The sequence below is a fragment of the Streptomyces sp. T39 genome, assembly GCF_008042045.1.
In the GTDB taxonomy this organism is placed as follows: domain Bacteria; phylum Actinomycetota; class Actinomycetes; order Streptomycetales; family Streptomycetaceae; genus Streptomyces.
This window is the reverse complement of the sequence record NZ_RDBP01000012.1, coordinates 278034-304674: the sequence shown is the minus strand read 5'-3', so window position 1 is coordinate 304674 and position 26641 is coordinate 278034. Positions and strand designations below refer to the sequence as shown.

At 72.7% G+C, this 26641-nt stretch carries 15 protein-coding genes and 3 pseudogenes; 15 read left to right on the top strand and 3 right to left on the bottom strand.

Translation table 11 applies throughout. The features are described 5' to 3' along the window. Positions 1–232 (bottom strand): annotated as a pseudogene (locus tag EAO77_RS02215) (CYTH domain-containing protein); the annotation flags it as partial. Between EAO77_RS02215 and EAO77_RS02210 the strand changes: the two are divergent. The 9 genes and pseudogenes from EAO77_RS02210 to EAO77_RS39705 form a co-directional block, all read left to right on the top strand. Beyond that, positions 227–964: pseudogene (locus tag EAO77_RS02210) on the top strand (CHAD domain-containing protein); the annotation flags it as partial. The pseudogenes EAO77_RS02215 and EAO77_RS02210 sit on opposite strands and share 6 nt — an antisense overlap. Positions 965–1062: 98 nt before the next feature. Beyond that, the gene (locus EAO77_RS02205) at positions 1063–2988 is read left to right on the top strand and encodes a TIGR03960 family B12-binding radical SAM protein (RefSeq protein ID WP_147986444.1); all 1926 of its coding nucleotides are present in this window, start codon (positions 1063–1065) and stop codon (positions 2986–2988) included. 144 nt (positions 2989–3132) lie between these two features. Continuing rightward, entirely contained in the window at positions 3133–4347 is a 1215-nt protein-coding gene (locus EAO77_RS02200) for a hypothetical protein (RefSeq protein WP_147986443.1), read from the top strand. 127 nt (positions 4348–4474) lie between these two features. Continuing rightward, entirely contained in the window at positions 4475–5254 is a 780-nt protein-coding gene (locus EAO77_RS02195) for a TIGR03936 family radical SAM-associated protein (protein WP_147986442.1), read from the top strand. Positions 5255–5488: 234 nt separating this feature from the next. Then, positions 5489–9514 (top strand): ribonuclease E/G, encoded by a 4026-nt coding sequence (locus EAO77_RS02190; RefSeq protein WP_147986441.1) that lies wholly within the window; start codon positions 5489–5491, stop codon positions 9512–9514. A 469-nt stretch (positions 9515–9983) separates the two neighbouring features. Beyond that, positions 9984–10304: a 50S ribosomal protein L21 gene (gene rplU, locus EAO77_RS02185; protein WP_147986440.1), complete on the top strand. Its 321-nt coding sequence runs from the start codon at positions 9984–9986 to the stop codon at positions 10302–10304. Between the two features lie 14 nt (positions 10305–10318). Beyond that, a complete protein-coding gene (rpmA, locus tag EAO77_RS02180) occupies positions 10319–10573 on the top strand; it encodes a 50S ribosomal protein L27 (protein ID WP_147986439.1) in 255 nt (84 codons plus the stop codon). A 127-nt stretch (positions 10574–10700) separates the two neighbouring features. Continuing rightward, positions 10701–12137 (top strand): GTPase ObgE, encoded by a 1437-nt coding sequence (gene obgE, locus EAO77_RS02175; RefSeq protein ID WP_147986438.1) that lies wholly within the window; start codon positions 10701–10703, stop codon positions 12135–12137. A gap of 187 nt (positions 12138–12324) precedes the next feature. After that, positions 12325–14913 (top strand): stealth conserved region 3 domain-containing protein, encoded by a 2589-nt coding sequence (locus tag EAO77_RS39705; RefSeq protein ID WP_315986071.1) that lies wholly within the window; start codon positions 12325–12327, stop codon positions 14911–14913. Here the strand turns inward: EAO77_RS39705 and EAO77_RS39700 are convergent. Further along, positions 14854–15438 (bottom strand): annotated as a pseudogene (locus EAO77_RS39700) (glycosyltransferase); the annotation flags it as partial. The gene EAO77_RS39705 and the pseudogene EAO77_RS39700 sit on opposite strands and share 60 nt — an antisense overlap. On the opposite strand from EAO77_RS39700, the gene EAO77_RS39695 reads away from it, so the two are divergent. Then, entirely contained in the window at positions 15350–15757 is a 408-nt protein-coding gene (locus tag EAO77_RS39695) for a hypothetical protein (protein WP_261993774.1), read from the top strand. The pseudogene EAO77_RS39700 and the gene EAO77_RS39695 sit on opposite strands and share 89 nt — an antisense overlap. A gap of 163 nt (positions 15758–15920) precedes the next feature. Here the strand turns inward: EAO77_RS39695 and EAO77_RS02160 are convergent, their stop codons facing one another. Further along, positions 15921–16838 (bottom strand): hypothetical protein, encoded by a 918-nt coding sequence (locus tag EAO77_RS02160; protein WP_261993773.1) that lies wholly within the window; start codon positions 16836–16838, stop codon positions 15921–15923. Positions 16839–17339: 501 nt separating this feature from the next. On the opposite strand from EAO77_RS02160, the gene EAO77_RS02155 reads away from it, so the two are divergent. The 5 genes from EAO77_RS02155 (at position 17340) to EAO77_RS02135 (ending at position 26577) form a co-directional block, all read left to right on the top strand. Continuing rightward, positions 17340–19280 carry a PIG-L family deacetylase gene (locus EAO77_RS02155; protein WP_187283093.1) on the top strand — a complete coding sequence of 647 codons (1941 nt, stop codon included), beginning with the start codon at positions 17340–17342 and terminating at the stop codon, positions 19278–19280. A gap of 44 nt (positions 19281–19324) precedes the next feature. Then, complete coding sequence (galE, locus tag EAO77_RS02150) at positions 19325–20305, top strand: UDP-glucose 4-epimerase GalE (protein ID WP_147986435.1); 981 nt, start codon at positions 19325–19327, stop codon at positions 20303–20305. Positions 20306–20556: 251 nt separating this feature from the next. Next, complete coding sequence (locus tag EAO77_RS02145; protein WP_147986434.1) at positions 20557–22578, top strand: glycosyltransferase family 4 protein; 2022 nt, start codon at positions 20557–20559, stop codon at positions 22576–22578. Positions 22579–22807: 229 nt separating this feature from the next. Beyond that, entirely contained in the window at positions 22808–24292 is a 1485-nt protein-coding gene (locus tag EAO77_RS02140) for a bifunctional cytidylyltransferase/SDR family oxidoreductase (protein WP_147986433.1), read from the top strand. 158 nt (positions 24293–24450) lie between these two features. Then, complete coding sequence (locus EAO77_RS02135; RefSeq protein WP_261993772.1) at positions 24451–26577, top strand: hypothetical protein; 2127 nt, start codon at positions 24451–24453, stop codon at positions 26575–26577. Positions 26578–26641 lie beyond the last annotated feature (64 nt).

Below are 26641 nucleotides of genomic sequence, written 5' to 3'. Positions count from 1 at the left end.
CCACGGGCAGCAGGCCGTCGCCGCGGGTGTGAGCCCGCACCAGGGCGGTGAGTTCGGCCGGCAGCGTGTCGGACAGGGGGGCGGCGATCTCGTCCCGGACGCCCGGTTCGACGGGCAGTTTGAGGTGCCATCCGGCGTCCGCTCCTCCGGTTCTGCGCCGGAGGGTGACGGAGGCCGCGGCCAGCCGCAGGTCCTCGGTGTCGTAGTAGACGGCGTCCAGTTCCCCTATCGCAAGATCCTCGACCGACAGGCCACCCAGCCGCTGATCGACGACCTCAAGTGGCTCGCCGGCGAACTCGGCGCCGCCCGCGACCAGGAGGTCCTCGCGGCACGGCTCCGCGACCGCATCGGCGAACTGCCGGACACCCTGCTGCTCGGCCCGGTCGAGGCACGCCTGACCATCTGGGCCACCGCCGGCGACGTCCGCACCCGGCGCATCGCCGTCGCCGCTCTCGACAGCGACCGCTACCTCGGCCTGCTCGCCCGGCTCGACGCACTGCTCGCCGGGCCACCGCTGCTGAAGGCCGCCCGCAAGGCACCGGACGCCGCCATCCCCGACGCCGTGCTGCGGGAGTACCGGCGCGTCGAGCGCCGCGTCGACCACGCCCTCGCACTCGACCCCGGCCCCGAACGGGACGTCGCACTGCACGAGTCGAGGAAGGCGGCCAAGCGCGCCCGCTACGCGGCGGAGGCGGCCACCCCGGCCCTCGGCCGCCCGGCCCGCACGTTCGCCAAGCGGATGAAGGCCGTGCAGAAGGTCCTCGGCGACCACCAGGACAGCGTGGTGGCCCGCGACGCCGTGCGCGACCTGGCCGTCGCCGCGCACGCGGCCGGGGAGTCCGCCTTCACCTGGGGCCTGCTCCACGGCCGTGAACAGGCACAGGCCGCCGAACGGGAGGCGGAGCTGCCCGAGGCGTGGGCCGGTGCGGCGGACCCCGCACTGCGGGCCGCACTCACCTCCTGACCGGGACGGGCGGGGGCGGTTCACCGACGCCGTACGAGGGGTGCCCCCGGTGGCGTTACGCTTGAGAGTCGCCCCCGCCAGCTCCACGAAGGTTCCAGATGTCTGCCGAGTCGGTCTTCCCACAGCTCGAAGCTCTGCTCCCGCACGTGCAGAAGCCCATCCAGTACGTCGGCGGTGAACTGAACTCCACCGTCAAGCCGTGGGAGTCCTGTGACGTCCGCTGGGCGCTCATGTACCCCGACGCGTACGAGGTCGGCCTGCCCAACCAGGGCGTCATGATCCTCTACGAGGTGCTCAACGAGCGCGAGGGCGTCCTCGCCGAGCGCACCTACAGCGTGTGGCCCGACCTCGAGGAGCTGATGCGCGAGCACCGGGTGCCGCAGTTCACCGTCGACTCGCACCGGCCCGTGAGCGCCTTCGACGTGTTCGGACTGAGCTTCTCCACCGAGCTCGGCTACACCAACATGCTCACCGCCCTGGACCTGGCGGGCATCCCGCTCCGGTCCGCGGACCGCGGCATCGACGACCCGATCGTGCTGGCCGGCGGGCACGCCGCCTTCAACCCGGAGCCGATCGCCGACTTCATCGACGCGGCGATCATCGGCGACGGCGAGCAGGCCGTGCTCGACATGACCGAGATCATCCGCGCGTGGAAGGCCGAGGGCCGTCCCGGCGGCCGCGAGGAGGTCCTCTTCCGCCTCGCCAGGACCGGGTCCGTCTACATCCCGCGCTTCTACGACGTCGAGTACCTGCCGGACGGCCGCATCGGACGCGTCGTCCCGAACCGCTCCGGCGTGCCGTGGCGCGTGTCCAAGCACACCGTGATGGACCTCGACGAGTGGCCCTACCCGAAGCAGCCGCTCGTGCCGCTCGCGGAGACCGTCCACGAGCGGATGTCCGTCGAGATCTTCCGCGGCTGCACCCGCGGCTGCCGCTTCTGCCAGGCCGGCATGATCACGCGCCCCGTGCGGGAGCGAAGCATCACCGGCATCGGCGAGATGGTGGACAAGGGCCTCAAGGCCACCGGCTTCGAGGAGGTCGGCCTGCTGTCGCTCTCCAGCGCCGACCACAGCGAGATCGGCGACATCGCCAAGGGCCTCGCCGACCGCTACACCGAGGACAAGATCGGCCTGTCCCTGCCCTCGACCCGGGTGGACGCGTTCAACGTCGACCTGGCCAACGAGCTGACGCGCAACGGCCGTCGCTCCGGTCTGACGTTCGCCCCCGAGGGCGGCTCCGAGCGCATGCGCAAGGTCATCAACAAGATGGTCTCGGAGGAGGACCTCATCCGGACCGTCGCCACCGCCTACGGCAACGGCTGGCGCCAGGTGAAGCTGTACTTCATGTGCGGCCTGCCCACCGAGACCGACGAGGACGTCCTGCAGATCGCCGACATGGCGATGAACGTCATCCAGAAGGGCCGCGAGGTCTCCGGCTCCAACGACATCCGCTGCACGGTCTCCATCGGCGGGTTCGTGCCCAAGCCGCACACCCCCTTCCAGTGGGCTCCGCAGCTCTCGGCGGAGGAGACGGACGCCCGGCTGGAGAAGCTCCGCGACAGGATCCGCGGCGACAAGAAGTACGGCCGCTCCATCGGCTTCCGCTACCACGACGGCAAGCCCGGCATCGTCGAGGGCCTGCTCTCGCGCGGCGACCGCCGCGTGGGCGCCGTGATCCGTGCCGTGTACGAGGACGGCGGCCGGTTCGACGGCTGGCGCGAGCACTTCAGCTACGACCGCTGGATGGCCTGCGCCGACAAGACGCTGCCCGAGTTCGGTGTGGACGTCGACTGGTACACCACGCGTGAGCGCACGTACGAGGAGGTCCTGCCCTGGGACCACCTGGACTCCGGTCTCGACAAGGACTGGCTCTGGGAGGACTGGCAGGACTCCCTCGACGAGACCGAGGTCGAGGACTGCCGCTGGACGCCGTGCTTCGACTGCGGGGTGTGTCCTCAGATGGACACGCACATCCAGGTCGGTCCGACGGGCAAGAAGCTGCTGCCGCTGACGGTCGTCAAGTAGCCGTCCGCCCCGCTCGGGGAGGCCCGGTCCGGAGGGAGACCTCCGGACCGGGCCTCGTCGCTTTCGGGGCCCGGCCCGGGGCCCTTCGGGCAGGTGCGCGCGCCGGGAGGGATCCGCGGACGGCCGGATTGCGTCCTGCCTGGCATGGACCTGAACAAGCCCGCGTCACCGTCGCCTCCGCCCGCTCCGTACGAGGGCGGGGAGGGGTGCCTGACGGTCGCCGTCAGGATTCCGGTGCGGATCGTGGTGCTCGTCCTCGTCGTGCCGGTGCGGATGCTCTGGGACCTGCTCGCGCTCGGCGGCCGGGCCGTGCACAAGGTCCTGCTCAGGCCGCTCGGCAACGCGCTGACCTGGCTCTTCGACCATGTCGTCGCTCCCGTCGCCCACGCGCTCGCCACCGTGGTCCAGTTGCTGGTGATGGCGCTCCTCTACTGGCCGTGGGTGGCGCTGTGGCGGTACGTGGTGGTGCCGGTGGTGACGTACGGGCTGGTGGTGCCGCTGGTGTGGGTGTACCGGCGGGTGCTCACGCCGCTCGGGCAGGGGCTGGCGTGGGCGCTGGGGCGGGTGGGGACGGGTGTCGCGTGGCTCGCGCGGACGCTGGGTGCGGGTGTCCGGTGGTGTGCCGTCGGCGTGGGCCGGGTCCTCGGGGTGCTGTTCGTCGTCCCGCTGGTGGCGGTGTGGCGGTACGTGGTGGTGCCGGTGGTGACGTACGGGCTGGTGGTGCCGTCGGTGTGGGTGTACCGGCGGGTGCTCACGCCGTTCGGGCAGGGGCTGGCGTGGGCGGCCCGGTGCCTCGGCGCGGGTGTCGCCCGGCTGGGGCGCGCGGTCGCCGCCGGTGCCGGCTGGTCGGTGCGCGCGATCGCGGCCGTGCTCGCCCTGGTGGTGACGGCGCTGCTGGTGGCACCGGCCGGATGGCTGTGGCGGCGGGTCGTCGTGCCGGTCGGACGCGAGATCGGGGCGGCACTCCACATCGCCTGGCGGGTGGCCGGCCACGTCTCCCGGGCGGCGGGCCGCGCGCTGAAGTGGCTGGCCTGGCAGGTGGCCGGACGCCCGGCCAGGTGGTTCTACCGTGCGATCTGCACACCGGCCGGCCATGTCGTGCGCGACGCGGTCTGGCGCCCCGCGCGACGGGCCGCCGCCGAGGCCGGCCGGGCCGCCCGTGCCGCGCTCGCCGGGGCGCGGGCGACCGTGCGGCAGGCACGCCGGGACGCCTGGCGCGCCCTGGTCGGCGGACCCCGTGCTGCCGAGCCCGTGCCCGGTCCGGCGCTTCAGGCGCGTAATCTGGTGGGTACGCAACAACCACAGACCGTTCCCGGCGTGGCGGCCGGCACCGAGACCTCGCTCCCCGAGCGGGCGTGAGCCGGGCCCGGCCCCCGAAGGAACCCCCCGCACGTCCGAGGGCGGCGCGCCACCCGCGCCCGTCCCGCACCGAGGAGAAGAACCACTGGGCAAGCGACAGCCCGAAGGCCCGCCGCCCGCACCTGCGGTGCAGCGCATCCGACTGCGCTACACCAAGCGCGGCCGCCTCCGGTTCACCAGCCACCGTGACTTCCAGCGCGCCTTCGAGCGGGCGCTGAGGCGCGCCGAGGTGCCCATGGCGTACTCGGCGGGTTTCACCCCGCACCCGAAGGTGTCGTACGCCAATGCCGCACCCACCGGCACGGGCAGCGAGGCCGAGTACCTGGAGATCGCCCTGACGGCACACCGTGACCCTGCCAGGCTGCGCGAGCTGCTGGACGAGTCGCTGCCGGCGGGCCTCGACATCACCGACGCCGTGGAGGCCCGTACCCCGGGTCTCGCGGACCGGCTGACCGCGTCCGTCTGGGAGCTGCGGCTGGAGGGCGTCGAGCCGGAGGGGGCCGAGAAGGCCGTCGCCGCGTTCCTCGCCGCCGAGACGGTGGAGGTCCAGCGGAAGACCAAGAACGGCATGCGGACCTTCGACGCACGAGGGGCCGTGGCCGGTCTTCAGGCGGGTCGTCCACAGCCTGATAGGCCCGGGGACGGGCCTTGTGCGATACTGCGGCTGGTTGTTCGGCACGTGACACCTGCCGTGCGACCCGACGACGTCCTGTCCGGTCTCCGAGCTGTGGCCGACCTGGCGCCGCCGGTCCCCGCAGCGGTGACCAGGCTGGCGCAGGGGCTCTTCGACGAGGAGTCCGGCACGGTGACCGACCCGCTCGCGCCCGACCGCGAGGCTGTCCCGGCCGCTTCACCCACGGCCGCCGGAACCGCTTCTGCGACGGCGCCGGAAGGTCCCGCCGCGTAAGGACGGTCGTCGAATGCGCGGCTCTGGTACTCGGGAGCCACCTGGGTCGGGCCGCGCAAGGACACAGGAGACTTTCGCCAGGCCGTGCGTACATCGCGTACGGAACCGGCGAGCCATACATCAGCTCCCGTGCGGCGCCCGCGCCCCGGACGGCGGCACCGCGCACATCACGCGGGCCGCGGCCGGACCGGATCCAGGCGCGGCGCCCGGGGGCACGACGGGAGAAACGCCCGCATGCTCGAACAGCCGAACGAGTCCGGCTCTGCCGGTAACCCGCAGAACGAAGATCACACCAGCCCGAGCGACACGCTGCCGCCGCGCCGCAGGCGCCGCGCGGCGTCGCGCCCGGCGGGTCCCCCGGAGACGGCCGGGACCGCCGGGACGGACGCACCCGCCGCATCCGCGGTGCCGGACGAGCCCCAGGCCGCCGCCTCCGCCGAGGAGGCGCCCGCGCCGCGTGCGCGTCGTCGTGCCACCCGCAAGGCGACCGCGCCCGAGCCGGTGGCGGTCGAGGAGGAGGCCGTCGTGGCCGAGTCCGCCGCCGCCTCCGCCGAGGAGGCGCCCGCGCCGCGTGCGCGTCGTCGTGCCACCCGCAAGACGGCCGCGCCCGAGCCGGTGGCGGTCGAGGAGGAGGCCGTCGTGGCCGAGTCCGCCGCCGAGCCGGTGGAGGAGGCGCCCGCGCCGCGTGCGCGTCGTCGTGCCACCCGCAAGACGGCCGCGCCCGAGCCGGTGGCGGTCGAGGAGGAGGCCGTCGTGGCCGAGTCCGCCGCCGAGCCGGTCGAGGAGGCGCCCGCGCCGCGTCGTACCCGTCGCCGTGCGTCGGCCCCCGCCGGTGCGCCCAAGGCCGCCGAGGCCGCCGAGGTCACCGAGGTCACGGAAGCGGCGGTGACCGAGCCCGTCGAGGCCGAGGCCGAGGCCGAGACTGTGGAGCCGGTCGAGGAGGCGCCCGCGCCGCGTCGTACCCGTCGCCGTGCGTCGGCCCCCGCCGGTGCGCCCAAGGCCGCCGGGGTCACCGAGACCGCGCCCGAGCCCGTGGCCGTCGAGGAAGCGGCCGAAGCGGCCGCCGAGCCGGTCGAGGAGGCGCCCGCGCCGCGCGCCCGTCGCCGTGCCACCCGCAAGGCCACCGCTCCCGCCGGTGCCCCCCGTCCCGTGGCGGAGGAGACCCCCGTGGAGGGGGAGAGCCTGCCCGAGGACGTCGTGGAGCAGATCGCCGCCGAGGAGACGAAGGTCGCCGCCGCGGAGAAGGCCGCCACCCGTGGGCGCGGAGGCCGTCGCGCCGCCGCCCCCGTCGAATTCACCTCGCAGGCCGACGAGCGCCCGGCCAAGGGCCGCCGCGCCGCACGGCCCGCCGTGCCGACCTTCCAGGCTCCCGTCTTCGCCGAGCCCATGTTCCAGACGCCGGAGACGGCCGCCGCCGCTGCCGCCGCCGCGGCGAGCGCCCCGGCCGAGTCCCGGGAGGCCGAGGACACCGCACCGGTGACCGAGGAGCCCGCGGGCCGTCGCCGTCGCCGCCGTCGTGGTGAGTCCGCCGCCGTCGTGGAGGCCGTCGAGACGCCCGCCGAGCCGGTCGAGCCCGCCGAGGCGGAGCCCGAGCCCGAGCCCGAGCAGGCCGAGGACGCCCAGGGCGAGGAGTCGGACGACTACGAGGACCGCCCCTCGCGCCGTCGCCGTCGTGGTGGACGCCGCCGTCGTCGTGGCGAGGCCGCCGAGGCCGACGACGCCCAGGACGAGGCGTCCGAGGAGCCGGAGGCCGCCGAGGAGGCGCAGGACGAGGACGACGACGAGGACGAGGAGTCCGGCACGGACACGCCGTCCGCCGCCGGCACGTCCAGCAGCCGTCGCCGCCGCCGTCGCCGCCGTCGCAGCGGTGATTCGGCCGCCGAGGGCGAGTCGGGCACGGACGACCCCGAGCGCACGGTCGTCAAGGTCCGCGAGCCCCGCAAGAAGGAGGAGCCGAGCGACGAGGTCCAGTCCATCAAGGGCTCGACCCGTCTGGAGGCGAAGAAGCAGCGCCGCCGCGAGGGACGCGAGCAGGGCCGCCGCCGGGTGCCGATCATCACCGAGGCGGAGTTCCTCGCCCGCCGCGAGGCCGTCGAACGGGTGATGGTCGTCCGCCAGAGCGGCGAGCGCACCCAGATCGGCGTCCTCGAGGACGACGTGCTCGTCGAGCACTACGTCAACAAGGAGCAGGCCACCAGCTACGTCGGCAACGTCTACCTGGGCAAGGTCCAGAACGTGCTGCCGTCCATGGAGGCCGCGTTCGTCGACATCGGCAAGGGCCGCAACGCGGTCCTGTACGCCGGTGAGGTCAACTTCGACGCCCTCGGCATGTCCGGCGGTCCGCGCCGGATCGAGGCCGCGCTCAAGTCCGGCCAGTCGGTGCTCGTCCAGGTGACGAAGGACCCGATCGGCCACAAGGGCGCCCGTCTGACCAGCCAGGTCTCCCTGCCCGGCCGCTACCTGGTCTACGTCCCCGAGGGGTCGATGACCGGGATCAGCCGCAAGCTGCCCGACACCGAGCGGGCGCGTCTGAAGACGATCCTCAAGAAGATCGTCCCCGAGGACGCGGGCGTCATCGTGCGCACCGCCGCCGAGGGCGCGAGCGAGGACGAGCTGCGCCGTGACGTCGAGCGGCTCCAGTCGCAGTGGGAGGACATCAAGAAGAAGGCGAAGAGCGGCAACGCCCCGACGCTGCTCTACGGCGAGCCGGACATGACCGTCCGGGTCGTGCGCGACATCTTCAACGAGGACTTCTCCAAGGTCGTCGTCAGCGGTGACGAGGCGTGGGAGACCATCCACGGCTACGTCTCGCACGTGGCGCCCGACCTGGCGGACCGTCTGCAGCGGTGGACCAGCGAGACGGACGTGTTCGCCGTCCACCGGATCGACGAGCAGCTGATGAAGGCGCTGGACCGCAAGGTCTGGCTGCCCAGCGGCGGGTCGCTGGTGATCGACAAGACCGAGGCGATGATCGTCGTCGACGTCAACACCGGCAAGTTCACCGGCCAGGGCGGCAACCTCGAGGAGACCGTCACCAGGAACAACCTGGAGGCGGCCGAGGAGATCGTGCGCCAGCTGCGGCTGCGCGACCTGGGCGGCATCGTCGTCGTCGACTTCATCGACATGGTGCTGGAGTCCAACCGGGACCTGGTCATGCGCCGGCTGCTGGAGTGCCTGGGCCGGGACCGGACCAAGCACCAGGTCGCCGAGGTGACGTCGCTGGGCCTCGTCCAGATGACCCGCAAGCGCGTCGGCCAGGGTCTGCTGGAGTCGTTCTCCGAGACCTGCGTCCACTGCAACGGCCGCGGCGTGATCGTGCACATGGAGCAGCCGTCCACCTCCGGTGGCGGGGGCGGCGGCAAGCGCTCCAAGAAGCGCGGCCGCGGCGGTGCGGACCAGGGCCACGAGCACGAGCACGAGCACGCTCCGGCCGAGGTCGCCGGGACGGCGGAGACGGAGTTCGAGACCGAGGCGGAGGTCGCGGCCGAGGCGGCGGCTCCCGCGGCGCTCGCCGAGCCCGCGTTCGCCCCGGACGAGGAGCTCTACAGCAGCGCCGCCGAGGCCGAGGCCGCCGCGACCCGGGGCCGTGGGCGCCGCCGGGCGACCCGCAAGGTCAGCGCGCCTGCGGGAGCGCCCAGGACGGCCGAGCCCGTGGTGGCGGAGCAGGCCGAGGCGCCGGTCGAGGCGCCGGTCGCCGAGCCGGTCGCCGAGCCGGCCCCGGCCGCGGCGGAGCAGGCCCCGGCGGGCCGCACCCGTCGCCGGGCGACCCGTGCGGCGTCCGCGCCGGCCGGACCCCCGGCGGTCGCCGAACCGGCCGAGCCGGTCGTGGTGGAGGCGGCTCCTGTCGCCGCGCCCGCCGCCGAGCCGGAGCCGGTGACCGAGCCGGCCGCCGAGACACCGGTCGCGGCCCCGCCGCGCGCACGTCGCCGGGTGACCCGCAAGGTCACCGCACCGGCGGGCTCGCCCGCGGGTGCCGACGAGGCCGCCGTCGTCGTGGTCCCGGCCGAGGCGAAGGCCGCCGAGCCGGCCGCCGACGCGGACGAGTCCGCGGCGCAGGACGCCGAGGCTCCGGCCCCGGCGGCCAAGAAGGCGGCCCGCAAGACCGCCAAGAAGACCACCGCGAAGAAGGCGGCGGCCAAGAAGACGACCGCCAAGAAGACGGCGGCCAAGAAGACGACCGCGAAGAAGGTCTCCAAGAAGACCGTGGCCGCCGAGCAGGCCTCGCCTGCGGGGGTCTCCGCGAGTACGTCGCAGGAGTAGGCAGCAGCACGGCAGGGCGCGTCCCTGCCCCGCCCGCGGCCCGTCACCGGTTCCCACCGGCGGCGGGCCGCGGGCATGTCCGCGGGCATGCCCTGCGAACTCTGCGCCCCGCGGCCGGCGGGGCGCAGACGCTGCCAGGCGCGGCGCGGCAGCCCCTGGACGGCCGTGTGCGGGGTGCCGGGGCGCCTGGTGAGGTCCGTGGACACCGGGTGCGGGCAGGGGCCGCCCCGGGGCGCGCGCCGCTGCTCACGGCCCCGGCGGGGACGTGAGGGGCCGGTTTGACCGGTGGGGGACGGATCCGTAACCTTGTCCATCGGCGTGTTTCCTTATACGCCCATCCCTGAGCACCTCCCTTCCGGTCCGCCGGGAGAGGCCGCTCGTCCGCTTCGGACCATCCCGATCACCCGGGCCCCGGCCCGTACGTGCGGCTGGCATCAGGGATTCGGTTCCGAGCGAGAGAGAGATCCGCGTGTACGCCATCGTGCGCAGCGGTGGTCGCCAGCACAAGGTTGCTGTCGGCGACATCGTTGAGGTTGACAAGATTTCCACTGCCCAGGTTGGCGACACGGTCGAGCTCTCGACCCTGCTCGTTGTCGACGGCGACGCCGTGACCAGCGACCCGTGGGTGCTGGCCGGTATCAAGGTCACGGCCGAGGTCGTGGACCACCACAAGGGTGCGAAGATCGACATTCTTCGCTACAAGAACAAGACCGGCTACCGCCGCCGCCAGGGTCACCGTCAGCAGTACACGGCGATCAAGGTCACCGGCATCCCCGCGGCTGCGAAGTAAGGGACTGAGGAGACATGGCACACAAGAAGGGCGCATCGTCCACCCGGAACGGTCGCGACTCCAACGCTCAGCGGCTCGGCGTGAAGCGCTTCGGCGGTCAGGTCGTCAGCGCCGGTGAGATCCTGGTCCGTCAGCGCGGCACCCACTTCCACCCCGGTGCGGGCGTGGGCCGTGGCGGCGACGACACCCTGTTCGCGCTCCTGCCCGGTGCGGTGGAGTTCGGCAGCCACCGTGGTCGCAAGGTCGTGAACATCGTTCCGGTCGCCTGACCGGTTCCGATCCGAGGGGCGGACCTCACTTCCCGTACGGGAAGCGGGTCCGCCTTTCGTGTGTTGTAGAGACAGACAGTTCCATCCGTTTTTCCGCAGGACCCACCCATTCACTGGAGGCACACCCATGACCACCTTCGTGGACCGCGTCGAGCTGCACGTCGCCGCGGGTAACGGAGGCCACGGCTGTGCCTCCGTGCACCGGGAGAAGTTCAAGCCGCTCGGCGGCCCCGACGGAGGCAACGGCGGCCGCGGCGGCGACGTCATCCTGGTCGTCGACCAGTCCGTGACGACGCTGCTGGACTACCACCACAGCCCGCACCGCAAGGCCACCAACGGCAAGCCCGGCGAGGGCGGCAACCGCTCCGGCAAGGACGGCCAGGACCTCGTGCTGCCCGTGCCGGACGGCACCGTCGTCCTCGACAAGCAGGGCAACGTCCTCGCCGACCTGGTCGGACAGGGCACCACCTACGTCGCCGCCGACGGCGGACGGGGCGGCCTCGGCAACGCGGCGCTCGCCTCCGCCCGCCGCAAGGCCCCGGGCTTCGCGCTGCTCGGCGAGCCGGGCCGCTCCGGCGACATCGTCCTGGAGCTCAAGACCGTCGCGGACGTCGCGCTCGTCGGGTACCCGAGCGCGGGCAAGTCCTCGCTGATCTCGGTGCTCAGCGCGGCCAAGCCGAAGATCGCCGACTACCCCTTCACCACCCTCGTCCCCAACCTGGGCGTGGTGACGGCCGGTTCGACCGTCTACACGATCGCCGACGTCCCCGGCCTGATCCCCGGCGCCAGCCAGGGCCGCGGTCTGGGCCTGGAGTTCCTCCGCCACGTCGAGCGCTGCTCGGTGCTGGTGCACGTCCTGGACACGGCCACCCTGGAGTCCGACCGCGACCCGGTGTCCGACCTCGACGTCATCGAGGAGGAACTGCGCGCGTACGGCGGCCTCGACGACCGTCCCCGCATCGTCGTCCTCAACAAGATCGACATCCCGGACGGCCAGGACCTCGCCGACATGATCCGGCCGGATCTGGAGCAGCGCGGCTACCGCGTCCTCGAGGTCTCCGCCGTGGCCCACAAGGGTCTGAAGGAGCTGTCGTTCGCCCTCGCCGAGATCGTCGCCGAGGCGCGTGCGGCGAAGCCGGTCGAGGAGGCGACCCGCATCGTGATCCGTCCCAAGGCGGTCGACGACGCCGGGTTCACCGTCACGGCGGAGGAGGACGACCTGTACCGGGTGCGCGGCGAGAAGCCGGAGCGCTGGGTGCGTCAGACCGACTTCAACAACGACGAGGCCGTCGGCTACCTGGCCGACCGCCTCAACCGCCTCGGTGTCGAGGACGCCCTGATGAAGGCCGGCGCCCGCGCCGGCGACGGCGTCGCGATCGGCCCGGAGGACAACGCGGTCGTCTTCGACTGGGAGCCGACGATGATGGCCGGTGCGGAGATGCTCGGCCGCCGCGGCGAGGACCACCGCCTGGAGGCCCCGCGCCCGGCGGCCCAGCGCCGCCGCGACCGCGAGGCGGAGCGCGACGAGGCGCAGCGCGAGTTCGAGGGCTTCGACCCCTTCTGACCGGCGCCCGTGCGCCCCGCGCGCCCGCCCCGGCGGCCTTCGGGCCGTGGGGGCGGGCGCGCGGCCGTTGTGCCCCGTGCGCGGTGCGCGCGGGGCCGGCGGGGGGTGTGGCCCAGGAGCGCTCCCGGCGGAACGGTGTCCGTCCGGCACCCGTCATACTGGACGAGTTCACGTTGTCTTTCCCTTGATGTTCGAGGAGTCGCCCGCCGTGCGAAATCCCGAGGCACCCAGGCTGCTTGGGGTCTACCGCCGCGCCGTCCCGGAGAGTGTGAGGCGGGCGATCGTTTCGCAGGTCGACGCCGACATGCGCCGCCGTCTGAAGATGCGCATCGCCAACGGCACGGCCGTCGCCGAGCGGATCCGCGCGGGCCGCGTCGCCCGTCGCTACGAGGCCCTCGCGTCCGGGCCGGACCGGGCCGTCGTCTCCATCGGCCAGGAGCCGAAGGTCGCGCTCGTCGACGAGGGCATGACGCCGCTCCGGGCGCGCCGGGAGAACCTCGCCGCCGTGCTGGGCGCCCTGGAGGGCTCCGGGATCGAGCACTTCTGCGTCCGCGGCCGTTCGGAGACGGCGTCCGCGGTCGCCGTCCGGGTCGAGGACCGCGAGGCCGTGCTGAAGGCGCTCGCCGCGGCCTGCTCCGAGAAGCCGGGATACGCCACCGTGGTGCGGGGCAACGGCCCCGTGCCCCAGGCGTCGCTGCCGGGCTACGAGGCGTCGACCTGGCGCCGGCTGCGGGACGCGGAGGTCGTGCGGATCACCTGGTACCGCACCGATCTCACGCGCCAGCTCAAGCTCGGCACGCAGTACGGCTGCGACATCGAGTTCTGGTTCGAGGAGGAGGGCGAACTCACCGCCCCCCGTCCGGGCAAGCTCGCCCTGACGCTGCCGCTGGCCGGCGAGACCGTCACCGTGCCGGAGTCGTACTTCACCAGCCTCGCCCCCCGGGAGTCCGCCGACGCCGCCCAGGTGCCGACCCGGCCCGAACTGGCCGTGGTCCACACCGACGAAGTCACCTTCCCGGTCGACGTCGTCTACACCTGGGTCGACGGCGCCGACCCCGCGTGGCTGCGGCGGCGGGCCGAGTTCTCCGGCGAGGGCTACCACGCGGAGGCCGCCAACGCCGCCCGCTACCTGAGCCGGGACGAGCTCCGCTACTCGCTGCGCTCGCTCCACATGTACGCGCCCTGGGTGCGCACCRTCTACCTGGTGACGGACGACCAGACCCCCGAGTGGCTGGACACCGACCAGCCCGGCATCGAGGTCGTCAGCCACCGCGACATCTTCACCGACCCCGAGTGGCTGCCGACGTTCAACTCGCACGCCATCGAGAGCCAGCTGCACCGCATCGAGGGCCTCTCGGAACACTTCCTCTACCTCAACGACGACGTGTTCATCGGGCGTCCGCTGACGGCGAGTTCGTTCTTCATGAGCAACGGGCTCGCGAAGCTCTTCCGTTCGCCGACCGCGGTGCCGCCGAGCGAGCCGTCGCCCGACGACGAGGGCTACTTCGCCGCCGCCAAGAACAACCGGGCCCTGCTGGAGGAGGCGTTCGGGCGGGTCGCCACCCACGGCTTCCTGCACGCCCCCCACCCGCTGCGSCGCAGCGTGCTCACCGAGATCGAGACCGAGTTCGAGTTCGAGTACCGCGCGACCGAGGGCAGCCGGTTCCGGAGCATCGACGACATCTCCATCGCCTCCTCGCTGCACCACTACTACGCGTACCACACGCGGCGTGCCGTGCCGTCGGCGCTGCCCTACACGTATCTCGACCTGACGCATCCGTGGACGGAGGCCCGGCTCGGCCGGCTGCTCGCCAACCGCGACAAGACGGTGTTCTGCGTCAACGACACGGTCTCCACCGAGCAGGACGTGACGGGCCAGAAGGACGTCGACCCAGGTGTAGACGACGTCGACGGGGAAGTCGACGTCCCACATCAGCTTCTTGGTGAACTGGGTCAGCGTCGGGTAGGCGTGCTCGCCGACCTGGAGCTTCGCGGTGGCCTCGAGCGAGGGCAGCCGGCGGCCGAGGAGGGTGGCGGACCGGGGGCTGTTGCGCCAGCCGTCCTCGTCCTCGTCCCAGAACTCCACGGTGCAGCCGTAGGCGGGCCCGTAGCGCAGGGTCCGGCTCGGGCTCGTCACCGGCTTGAAGACCCGGACGCCGGCGATGTCGCCGACACCCTCCAGCCGCTCGGCGAGCACGGCGCCGGGGGCCGCGCCGCGCGGGGTGATCAGTTCGCCGTAGACCGGCTGGCCCGCGAGCTCGGTGGCCAGCGCCCGCAGCGCGTCCGCGCGCCGCTCGACGGGCACGGCGAGCAGGTGCGGGACACCGTCGTTGCGGACGAGGACGAAGGGGATCCCGGCGTTCTCGAACGCGCCGGCCGTGATCTCCAGGTTGAGATCGGCCATCGTCGGCCCGTTTATGTCGTTCCGCTCCTCGGCGAGGCGGCCGGCGGAGCGGATCAGGGACCGGTCCTGCGCCTGGATGAGGACCTCGCGGGCCTTCTGCTCGTCGGCGGAGTTCGCGAGGTGGGAGACCGGGGCGGCGACGCTGAAGCTCTTGGTGCCGCCCTCGGCGATGCGCAGGGCGGTGCGGTCGGCACGGGCGGCGAGGCGCTCGGGCGTGTCACGGCCGGCGAGGAGGCGCTCGAAGAGCTCCTCCCACTGCGCGGTGATCTTCTCGCCGGAGAAGCGCTCGTTGACGCCGGTCCTGGCGGCCTTGCCGAAGGCGTGCCGGGTCTCGTCGTCGCTCATCAGCCGGGACATGGCGGCGGCGAGTGAGTCGATGTCGCCCGGGGGGACGAGCAGCCCGTCCACGTCGTGCCGGATGATCTCGGCGGGGCCGGTGACGATGTCGTAGGCGATCACCGGCACACCGGCGGCGAACACCTCCAGCAGCACGAGCGGGAACGCCTCGTTGCGCGACGGCAGCAGGCAGAGCGCGGCCTTGGCCCACTCCTGCTCCATCTGGTCGGAGCGGCCCATGAGTTCGACGTGCGAGTGCAGGCCGAGCCCTTCGACGAGCCGGCGCAGCCTGACGAGCTGGGGACCGTCGCCGAAGATGCGCAGGGTCCAGTCCGGGAAGTCGTCGCGGACCTTGTGGAACGCGTTGATCGCGTGGTCCAGCTGCTTCTCCGGGGTCATCCGGGCAGCGAGGACGATGGTCCTGCTCTCCAGGTCGGAGCGCTGGCGGTAGCCGTCGGGCACCGCGTTCGGGATGTGGACCAGCTCGGGCGCGGCGCCCTGGAGCGAGTCGGCGAACCAGTCGTCGGTGCGCTCGGTGAGCGAGACCAGGGCGTCGAGCATGGGCGCGTACACGAGCAGCGGCTCGCCGGTGACACCGCGGAGCTGGGAGGCCCGGTGCTCCTGGTGCACGGTGATCACCCGGGCCGGGGCGAGCTCGGCGATGGCGGCCATCAGGGCCGGGGTCGTGCTGACCAGGATGTCGCAGTCGAGCTCGGCGAGCTCCCGCTTCAGCTCGACGTCGGAGAGCCGGTTGAAGGTGCTCTCCCAGGACGGCTTGATGATCTCGCTCGGCAGCGAGGCCAGTGTGCGGCACGCGTCGGCGGTCAGCGCCGAGGAACGCACCGGGCGCTCGACCGAGCCGGTCCGGTCGATCAGGTAGCGCCGCTCGACCCTCTTCGCGGCGGCGAAGAACGGCTCCTGGCGGGTCTTGAAGACGCTGAGGACCTCGACCTCGTGACGGGGCGCGAGGTGGATCGCCTGGGTGTAGGCGGCCATCTCGGTGCCGCCCATCTCGTCGCCCCAGGTGAGCAGAAACGTGATCTTCATGCGATGTCCTCAGTGCTTCGGTGCGCCGGTTCGAGTTCTGCGCAGGCGACGGTGAGCGCCCCCGCCGCCGTGACGTGGGCGTGCACCCGCAGGAGGGCACCGCTGTCCAGGGCGATGATGCGGAACGGCGTGCGGTACACCTGCTTGGGGTGGCGGACGTCCGTCAGCCGGCGGGCGATCCGGAGCCGGCTGCCACCGACCCGCAGGAAGAGGTCCCAGGTGCGGGAGGTGCCGCGGCCCCCGCCCATGCGGTCCAGCGGCACGTCGAAGGTGAAGCGGTCGCCGTCCCAGCGGGGCTCCGCCGTGGCGGTCTGGCTGCCGCGGCGCACGACGGCCTCGGCCGTCCCGGAGCCGCCGGCCGTGTCCCGGCCGACGAGGCGGCCGTGCACGGTGATCCGGTCCCAGCGCAGGTCGAACGAGGTGAGCTCGGCGTGCGGCCGGGCGGGGCGGACCTTCAGCAGGGCGAAGCCGTCGACCGAGCGGACCGGCCGGAAGACCGTGCCGTCCACGGGCGACGGGGAGTACGTGAGGGTCGGGCCGTCCGAGATCTCGGCGTTCGCCGCGGCCGTGACCCGGACCCTGCGGGTGCTTCCCGCGGCGTCCGTGAGCAGGACGGTCAGCCGCCAGATGCCGTTGCCGAGGGCGGGCCCGCGGGCGCCCTGCCCCGGCCGGTCCCGGTGGCGCAGGGGCACGGTCGCGGTGAGCAGCAGGGTGCCGTCGGCCTGGGGCTCCAGCTCCAGCGGAACGCGCTCGCGGCTGGTGCCGTGCGACAGCATCAGGTCGGCCGACGCGATGTCGCGGCCGGGGACGGACACCGCGAAATTCAGGGTCCTGCCGCTGGAGACCGAGTAGTGGACGGGCCGGAGCTGTGCGCGTGGCCGGATTCCACCGCCGATCGCGGGGACGGTGTGCAATTGCTCTACGCGACGTCGTACACGTACGGCGGCCCGGCGAGCACGCTTGGCAGCGCCCACCGCATAGGGCAGCAGTGAGTCACTCACAGCGTTCCCGGCTTCCATTCAGATCTGATGGTCAGCGTCGCATGGTGCCAAGAATGAGCATCATCGGCAAGTTGACTCATAATTCGAACCTTATGTGACGGCGATCACTCGTCCAGGTGAAACCTGTCGTCATTTTTCTCCTCTTTACCAGTGGCCGATCCGGGTGATCGGCACCGACGTGAAGAGGGATACATGGCTCGCCGTACCGAAACTCATTGTTCCGCACTCTCGCGGCGTGCCGTCCTGGCCGCCGTCGCGGGAGCCTCGGCAGCGGGCATGATGAGCGGTTGCGTCGCGGCGCCCCGCCCTGTCCCCTCGGACGCACCGGCGGCCGGGGGCGGTTCCGGCACACCGGTCGGCCGGCTCGCCCCGCAGCCCCGGCGGGCCTTCGCCCGTACGGGTCCGGCAGCGGTGATGCAGATCGTCGCCCACCCCGACGACGACCTGTTCTTCATGAATCCCGACGTCGCGCAGACCATGGAGAACGGGGTCCCGGTCACCTCCGTCTACATCACGGACGGGGGATCCTTCGGGGTCAACAAGGTCCCCGGCCGGCCGGCCCCCGAGGCGGACGTCCCCGCCTACGTCTCCGCGCGCCAGCAGGGCCTGCGCCAGGCGTACGCCCAGATGATGGGCCTGCCGCTGTTCACCCCGTGGGAGCGGGGAACCGTCCGGCTGCCCGGCGGGCGCGAGGCCGAGCTCAACCGGCTGGAGCACCTGGGCCGCCGAGTCGACCTGGTGTTCCTGAACCTGCGCATGCACGCCAGGGCCGGCGGCAGGCCCGTGAACCTCACCCATCTGTGGAAGACGCCCGGGGTGCTGCTCCCCACCCAGCCCGCCGCCGGGTCGCCGGTGAGCGGCGCCTCCTCGTACGGGCACGACGACCTCGTCCAGGCCCTCGTCGCCCTGCTCCGCCGCTACCGGCCGACCCTGATACGGACGCTCGACCCCGACCCCGACGCCCAGGTGCACGACCAGCGGCATCCGCGCGGCAGCGACCAGCGCGGCTACTCGGACCACCCCGACCACACCGCGGCCGCCCTCTTCGCCTGGCGCGCGCTCACCTCCTGGGCGGCGGGCCCCGGCGGCGCGGCCGGGGCGCCCGCCTTCCAGACCGAGGCGTACCGGGGCTACTACAACCAGCGCTGGCCGCACAATCTCCCCCCGCAGACGGTCGCGCTGAAGACACGGCACCTCAACGCCTACGGCGGCGACCCGTCGTGGGGATGCGGCAACAGCTCCGGCTGCGGCGACTACTCCATCGGCGGCGACCGGGTGCTGGCGTCGGACCGCGGCTGGGTGCGCAGCACGCACCGGCGCTACCCGACCGCGGGCCCGCGGGCGGTCGTGGACGCCGACGACGGCCGGACGACCGTCTACGCGGTGCTCGGCACCCGCCTCGCGCGCTGGTCGGGGCGGCCGGACGGCACGCCGGGCGACCCGGAGGACCTCGGCGGCGGGCCGCTCGCGCCCTCCATAGCCGTGACCACGGCGGCGGACGGCGCCCACCTGGTCTTCGCGCTGCGCTTCTCCCGGCTGGGGCCGGGCGTCCGGCACAACGTGCGGGAGGTGGTGATGCTGCGCCAGGGGCCGCGCGGCGAGGGCCGCGACCGCGAGGAGACCTGGCAGAGCCTCGGCAGCCCCGAGACGGAGCCCCGCCGCACCCGGCTGACCGGCACCCCGGTCGCGGTGACCGGCGCGGACGGCCGCACCCATCTCTTCGTGCGCAACGGACACAAGGGCGTGAGCACCCGGGTGCTCGACACCGGCGGCACCTGGTCGCCCTGGCGGCGGCTGCCCGGCGGGCACGTCCAGGAGGGACTGGCCGCCACGGTCGACGGCGACGGCCGCGTCCACCTGTTCGCCGCCTCGTCCGGCTGGATGGAGCACTGGGCCCAGCGCGGCGCCCGCGGCCGGCTGAAGAAGGGGTCCCGGCGGCTCGTCGCCCGGCCCGGGGACGTGCCGGACGCGGTGACCGCCGCCGACGGATCGGTGCTGGTCGGCTACCGGCGCGTCGCCAGCGACCGCGTGATGGTGGAGCGCCTCGCCGCCGGCCGGCCCGCACGCTGGTCGACGGTGGCGGACCGGCCGGTCTCCGGCTACGGCCGGGTCGCCCTCGTCGGCGGCAGGCGTCCGGAGGCGTCCGATCTGCGCATCGCGGTCGGCGGGGGCGCGCTCGGCGGGCCGGACGGCGACAGCACCGTGATCCGTGCCGCCGCCCGGGGCGCCGCCCCCGTGCTGGGCACACCGACGACTGCCGTCGCACCGCACGGGGGGCCCGCCGTGATGGTGGCCCTCGGGCTGGACGGCATCCCGGTGGTCACCCGGGTGCGGGAGGGCAGCGGCAGCGCCTGAGAGGGCCGGACCGGGCGCGGGGGGCGGTCTTCTAGAATGAGCGGATGACGTGGATGATCACAGGCGGTGCGGGCTTCATCGGTTCTCATGTGGTGAAGGCCCTCACCGAAGGCGGGGAGCGCGTGGTCGTCCTCGACGACCTCAGCACCGGTGACCCCGCCCGGCTCCCGGCCGGCGTGCCGCTGGAGCGCGGCTCCGTACTCGACCGTGAGCTGGTGGACCGGGTGCTGCGCGAGCACGAGGTCCGGGGCATCGTCCATGTGGCGGCGAAGAAGCAGGTCGGCGAGTCCGTCGAGCGCCCGCTCCACTACTACCGCGAGAACGTCACCGGTCTGCAGACGCTGCTGGAGGCCGCGGCCGGCGCGGGCGTGAGCCGCTTCCTGTTCTCGTCGTCCGCCGCGGTGTACGGCATGCCCGACGTCGACCTGGTGACGGAGCGGACCCCGTGCGCCCCGATGAGCCCGTACGGGGAGACCAAGCTGGCCGGCGAGTGGCTCGTGGCCGCCGCCGGGCGGGCGCACGGCATGGCGACCGCGTCGCTCCGGTACTTCAACGTAGCCGGCGCCGCGACTCCCGAGCTCGGCGACCCCGGGATCTTCAACCTGGTGCCGATGGTGTTCGAGCGCCTGGACCAGGGCCGGCCGCCGCTGATCTTCGGTGACGACTACGCCACCCCGGACGGCACCTGCGTCCGTGACTACATCCACGTCGAGGACATCGCCTCCGCCCATGTCGCGGCCGCGCGCCGGCTCGTCGAGGACCCCACCGCGGCGCTGGTGCTGAACATCGGCCGGGGCGAGGGCGTGTCCGTGGCCGAGATGGTGGACCTGATCCGGGAGGTCAGCGGCCGCACCGACGCCGAGGCCGAGGTGGCGCCCCGCCGGGCGGGCGACCCCGCCCGGGTGGTGGCCTCCGCAGAGCTCATCCGCAAGGAACTGGGCTGGAGCGCCCGGTACGAGGTCCGGGACATGGTCGCCTCCGCCTGGGAGGGCTGGCGTCTGCGGCACCCCGCCCCGGAGCACTGACCCGGAGCACTGACCCGGGGGACGATCCGCCGTGCGGCCCGCCTGCGCTTCCCGCGCGAGCGGGCCGCGGTGCGTGCGCCCGCGTTCCGGAGCGTGGCCCGGACCGACACGAGCACACCCGAACGGGTGTGAATGCCGCTGATCGCGCATGAGTGGGCATAACGTGGGCCGCGCTTCGTCGGGCACGCGTCCTCGGTGTCCGAGCCGCACCCGGATTCGTCGGTGCCGGGGCCGAGTGAACGGGAGCGCCGGTGAAGATCTCCTTCCTCATCCACACCGTCTACGGGATCGGCGGCACCATCCGCACGACCCTCAACCTGGCGGAGGAGCTGGCCGATCGTCACGAGGTCGAGATCGTCTCGGTCCTCCGCCACCGCGACGACTCGGCCTTCGCCCTGGACCCGCGCCTGTCCGTCGTCCCCCTCGTCGACATCCGCAAGGGCAGCGCGGACCTCCTGGACCCGCTGATCTCCCAGCCCGCCGCCGTCTTCCCCCGGGCGGAGGCCCGCTACAAGGAGTACAGCCGGCTCACCGACGAACGCATCCGCGCCCACTACGCGGACAGCGACGCCGACGTCGTCATCGGCACCCGTCCGGGTCTCGTCGCCTGCGTCGCCCGGTTCGCTCCCGTCACGGCCGTCCGGATCGGCCAGGAGCACATGACGCACAACCACCACCGCGCCGCGCTGCGGGAGGAGATGTACGAACACCTCGACGTCCTCGACGCGTTCGTCACCGTCTCCGAGGGCGACGCGAAGGTGTGGCGCGACAAGATGCCGCTGCCGACCACCCGGGTGCTGTCGATCCCCAACAGCGTGCCGGAGCCGTCGGTGCCCCCGTCGGACGGCACCAGCAGGACGGTCGTCGCCGCCGGCCGGCTCTCCGGCGAGAAGCAGTACGACGTCCTCGTCGACGCCTTCGCCGAGGTCGCGGCCCGGCGTCCGGAGTGGACCCTGCGCATCTACGGCTCCGGGGACCAGCACGACCGGCTGTGGCAGCGCATCACCGCCCTCGGGCTCTACAACCGCGTCCATCTGATGGGGGCGTACTCCCCGATCGAGCCCGAGTGGTCCAAGGGCGCCGTCGCCGTCTCCACCTCCCGCCACGAGTCGTTCGGGATGACCATCGTCGAGGCGATGCGCTGCGGCGTGCCGGTGGTGAGCACCGACTGCGACTACGGGCCGCGCGAGATCATCGAGGACGGCGTCGACGGGCTGCTCGTCCCGGTGGGCGACGCCGGTGCGGTGGCCCGGGGGCTGCTGCGCCTCATCGACGACGAGGAACTGCGCCGCTCGATGGCCGCCGCGGCGGTGCGCAGCGCGCGCCGTTTCGACCCGGGGGTCGTCACCAAGCAGTACGAGGCGCTGTTCGGCGAACTCGCCGCCGAGGTCGCCGAACGCGTGGCGGTCCCCGGCATGGCGCCCGTCGCCGACTGCACCGTCGCCCGCGACGGCTCGCTGCGGGTGACCCTGGCCGCTCCGCTGCCCGCCGGCATCGAGCGGGGCGCCCGGCTGGTCTGCACCCGCACGGGCGAGCGCACGGAGGTGCGCTCGTACGGCATCGACGACGCGGGATCGGCTCTGATCCCGGCGGGCGACGCGTTCCCCGAGGGCGTGTGGAACGTCTTCGTGGAAGTGGCCGGTTCGGCGGGGCGCGGCCGGGTGACCGCCCGGATCGTCGACCAGCGCGGGGCCCTGTACGCGGCGGAGCGCGTCGTGCCCGGCACGGGGGTGCGCCATCTGCTCCCGTACGAGGACAAGGCGAAGGCCGGGGCGCTGATGCTGCGGGCCTGGCACCGGCCGGTGCACGCCGAGGCGGGCGACGTCAGGATCGACGGGCCCACCGTCACCTTCGAGGGCAGCATGCTGGGCACCGCGGCCGTCGAGGGCCGTCCCGACCTCGTCCTGCGGCGCAGGGGGAAGCCGGAGGACGAGATCGTCCTGCCCGGCGAGCGGATCGGCGAGGACGGCTTCCGGTTCCGCTTCCCCGTGGCCCTGCCCGCGGCGTCCCAGACCACCGCGCACGACGTGTGGGACTTCCACATCCGCTGTGCGCCCGGCGCGGAGCCGGTGCGGATCGCCCGTCTGCTCGACGACGTCGTCGGCAAACAGCGCAGCTACGCCTTTCCGCACACGGTCATTTCCAAACGCCGTCAGGAAAACCTCGTACGCGCGGTGACGAAGCGGATACTGGGAAGACCGAGGCCGAAGATCCGTGTGCACGTCTACTACACGCTCTCCAACGACCTCGCCCTCAATGTGGTGGATCTGTAGGGCGCGGAATGTGTGACTCCGGGGTATTTCACCCCTCCTGAATCTGTGGCGTCGCTCACTTCGCGAGACTGTTCCGACGCGGGTGCCGGGCCCTGAAATCCCAGGTGAACAGCAGGTTTTTTCGAATGTGTGCAAGCTGCCGGTCGTCTTGCGGGACGGTAAACCGGAATGCCAGCATCAGTTTGGTCCCCAGCCCCCGCACGATTGGTCCACTTGTCCCGTGCAGCACATGGCCAGAACCCGAACAACAGCCGTTCTCCTCGCCGGCGGGACGGGCCAGCGAGTGGGCCTGGCGATTCCCAAGCAGTTGCTGAAGATTGCGGGTAAGGCGGTCATAGAGCACACGCTGGCCATTTTCGAACACGCGGACTCGGTCGACGACGTGCTCGTGATGATGGCCCCCGGGTACGTGCCGGACGTCGAGCGGATGGTCGCCAAGGCGGGGCTCTCGAAGGTCGCCAGAGTCATCGAGGGGGGCGCCACCCGCAGCGAGACCACGGAGCGGGCCATCGCCGCCCTCTCCGAGGGCCTGGCCGAGGGGGAGGACCGCAACGTCCTCTTCCACGACGCCGTCCGGCCGCTGCTGTCCGAGCGCGTCATCAAGGACTGCGTCGAAGCCCTCGACCGCTACCAGGCCGTCGACGTCGCCATCCCGTCCGCGGACACGATCATCGTCACCCGCACCCACGGCGAGGACGGCGAGTTCATCACCGACGTGCCCGACCGGGCGCGGCTGCGCCGGGGGCAGACTCCGCAGGCGTTCAAGCTGTCGACCATCCGGCGGGCCTACGAGATCGCCGCCGAGGACCCGAACTTCCAGGCCACCGACGACTGCTCGGTCGTGCTGAAGTACCTGCCGGACGTCCCCATCCACGTCGTCGCGGGCGACGAGTACAACATGAAGGTCACCCAGCCGGTCGACGTCTTCATCGCCGACAAGCTCTTCCAGCTCGCCTCCACGGCGGCACCCAGCCCCGCCGACGAGGCCGCCTACAAGGACCTGCTCACCGGGCGGACCCTGGTCGTCTTCGGCGGTTCGTACGGCATCGGCGCCGACATCGCCGACCTCGCGCGCTCCTACGGGGCGCACGTCTACGCCCTGGGCCGGTCCACCACCGGCACCCATGTCGAGGACCCGGAGCAGGTCGACGAGGCGCTGGCCACGGCGTACGCCGAGACCGGCCGCATCGACTTCGTGATCAACACCGCGGGCGTCCTGCGGATCGGCAAGCTCACCGAGACGGACGACTCGGCGATCCAGGAAGCGCTGAACGTCAACTACCTGGCGCCGGTGCAGATCGCGCGGGCCGCCCACAAGTACCTCGCGGAGACCGGCGGCCAGCTGCTGCTGTACACCTCCAGCAGCTACACCCGGGGCCGTGCCGAGTACAGCCTGTACTCCTCGACCAAGGCGGCCATGGTGAACCTCACCCAGGCCCTCGCGGACGAGTGGGCCGGCGACGGCATCCGGGTGAACTGCGTCAACCCCGAACGCACCGCCACCCCGATGCGCACCAAGGCGTTCGGCACCGAGCCGTCCGGCTCGCTGCTGTCGTCCGAGGCGGTGGCCCGCACCTCGCTCGACGTGCTGCTGTCCGAACTCACCGGGCATGTCATCGACGTCCGCCAGCAGGACCCCGCCCGGGACGCCTGCGAGGGCTCCGGCTTCGAGCAGGCGCTGGCGTCCCTGCTGGACCGGCACGAGGGTGAATGACGCAGCCGGCTGACGAACCTTTTCGGGCCTCTGCGGTCTCCGCGGAGGCCCGACGCCGTTCCACAGGTTCCTCACAGGCGCGTCGCAGGAAATTCTCGGCAAGGAAATACCGTCACATTCCCAGGAGCGGTCTCTTCGTGTTTTCTCAAGCCATTCGGATGGCTCGCGTGGGCAGCGGACCTGAACTGGCCGCCGCGCTGCTGCTGATGCTCGGATTCCCCTGCGTCATGCTCGCGGCGATAATCCCCAGCATCTGGTTCTTCGCCGCCGCGGTGGCGGTGACCTATCTGGCCGACACCTACCTGCACCAGCGGTCCAGCTATCTCGTCAACCGGCTGGCCAAGGTCCGGGCGGGACTGTCGATCCGCTTCCTCATGCGGCAGCTGCTGCTGATCCTGCTCATGGCCCGCATGGGCTACGCGCAGGAGTCCGTCTTCTACGTGACCGTCGCCTGTCTCCTCGGCTTCTACGGACTCCAGGCCGCCCACGGTGCGATCGTCACCCTGATCCGGCTGCGGCGGCGGCTGCCGGTCGTCACCCGCAACATCGACCTCTCGCACGTGCGCATCCCGCAGGCCCCCCGGCCCGTACTGATGAACCGCAGCGCGGAGAAGATGCTCCACCTCGACGTCCTGGCGTTCGCCGGTGTCCTGATCACCCTGGCCTCCGGCGTCGACGGCTTCGCCTACACGGGCCTCGCGCTCACCCTCGCGGGGGCCGTCGCCTACATCGCCGTGCTGCTGCCGAACCTGCGCGCCGCACGGCTGCCCGCCTCGCAGCAGGAGGTGCTCGACGGCGTCGACGCCTGGCTGCGCGAGTACCGCCCCACCGTGATGCTCTACTTCTCCGGCTCCAAGGACTCGGCCTACCAGGTCAACATGTGGCTGGAGACCATGGCGCGGCTCGGCGGGCGTCCGCTCGTCTGCCTGCGCGAGCGGGCCATCGTCCCGCAGCTCGGCACCACCTCGCTGCCGGTGCTCTGTGTGCCCGGCGGCGTGCACCTGATGAACCTGGACCTGTCCTCCGTCCGCGTCACCCTGTACGCGGCGAACGTCGGCAAGAACATCCACATGCTGCGGGTGCCGACGATGAAGCACGTGTTCATCGGCCACGGCGACAGCGACAAGCTCGCCAGCGTGAACCCGTTCAGCAAGGTCTACGACGAGGTGTGGACCGCGGGCCGCGCGGGCCGCGACCGCTACGCCCTCGCGGACGTCGGGGTGCGGCACGAGGACATCGTCGAGGTGGGCCGCCCGCAGCTCGGCGGCATCGCCACGGCGCACGGCAGGGGCGGCCGCCCGCTCCACCCCATCCCCACCGTGCTCTACGCCCCCACCTGGGAGGGCTGGGACGACAACCCCGGCAACACCTCCCTGCTGCTGGCCGGCGAGAACATCGTCCGGCGGCTGCTGGACGCGGACTCCCCGGTCCGGCTGATCTACAAGCCGCATCCCTTCACCGGAACCCGCGACCCGCAGGCCAAGGCCGTGCACCGGCGGATCTGCGCCATGATCGAGAAGGCGTCGGCCGCTCGGGCCGAGGAGCCGCGGTGGGTGCAGGAGGCTGCCACCCACGCCGCCGGACACGCGGCGGCCCGGGCCGAACTGGAGCGGGTGCGCACCCGGCTGGCCGAGATCGCGGGCGCCACCCGGTCCGGCCGGGACGAGGCCGAGGAGTCGCGTGACGCCCTCGCCGACCCGGTGCGCGAGGCGGAGACCGCGCAGTTGAAGGAGGAGCAGAACGCCGCCTACTGGCGCTCCTTCGGCTGGTGGGAGCACACGGTCGTGCAGGGGCCGGAACCGCGGCTGTACGACTGCTTCAACGAGTCGGACGCCATGGTCTCGGACATCTCCAGCGTCGTCTCGGACTTCATCGCCAGCGGCAAGCCCTACGCGGTCACCGACTCGGCCGGGCTGGGCGCGGGCGAGTTCCGGCGGCAGAACACCGCCGTGCGGGCCGCGGTCGTGCTCTCCAACGCCGCGGTGGAGCTCGACGAACTGCTCGCCGCCGTCGCCGACCCGGCCTCCGACGCCCGCGCCACCGCACGGCGCGAGCTGAAGGAGTACCTGCTCGGTCCGGACGAGCCGACGTCGATCGAGCAGTTCCGCACGGCGCTGCACGTCCTGACGGAGAAGGCGGAGACCCGCAACGCGGGTGTGGCCCAGCGTCTCGCGGCCTCGGCCGAGCAGGCGCCCGGCCTCGACGACGCCTCGCCCGGCTTCGACGAGACGTCGCCCGCCCTGGACGAACGTCCGCCCGGTCTGGACGACACCGCCGTGGCCTGACGCACACCGCCGAACGGCCCGGCGGCGCCCTCCCCGAAGGGCGCCGCCGGGCCGTTCCGCGTTC

Bases quoted from the DNA above. Each gene is read 5' to 3' on its own strand.
- galE (WP_147986435.1), top strand. From the start codon at position 19,325: ATGACGTGGATGATCACAGGCGGTGCGGGCTTCATCGGTTCTCATGTG.
- EAO77_RS39695 (WP_261993774.1), top strand. From the start codon at position 15,350: ATGTGGACCAGCTCGGGCGCGGCGCCCTGGAGCGAGTCGGCGAACCAG.
- EAO77_RS02155 (WP_187283093.1), top strand. From the start codon at position 17,340: ATGCAGATCGTCGCCCACCCCGACGACGACCTGTTCTTCATGAATCCC.
- EAO77_RS02200 (WP_147986443.1), top strand. From the start codon at position 3,133: ATGGACCTGAACAAGCCCGCGTCACCGTCGCCTCCGCCCGCTCCGTAC.
- EAO77_RS02190 (WP_147986441.1), top strand. From the start codon at position 5,489: ATGCTCGAACAGCCGAACGAGTCCGGCTCTGCCGGTAACCCGCAGAAC.
- obgE (WP_147986438.1), top strand. From the start codon at position 10,701: ATGACCACCTTCGTGGACCGCGTCGAGCTGCACGTCGCCGCGGGTAAC.
- EAO77_RS02140 (WP_147986433.1), top strand. From the start codon at position 22,808: ATGGCCAGAACCCGAACAACAGCCGTTCTCCTCGCCGGCGGGACGGGC.
- rpmA (WP_147986439.1), top strand. From the start codon at position 10,319: ATGGCACACAAGAAGGGCGCATCGTCCACCCGGAACGGTCGCGACTCC.
- EAO77_RS02135 (WP_261993772.1), top strand. From the start codon at position 24,451: ATGGCTCGCGTGGGCAGCGGACCTGAACTGGCCGCCGCGCTGCTGCTG.
- EAO77_RS02205 (WP_147986444.1), top strand. From the start codon at position 1,063: ATGTCTGCCGAGTCGGTCTTCCCACAGCTCGAAGCTCTGCTCCCGCAC.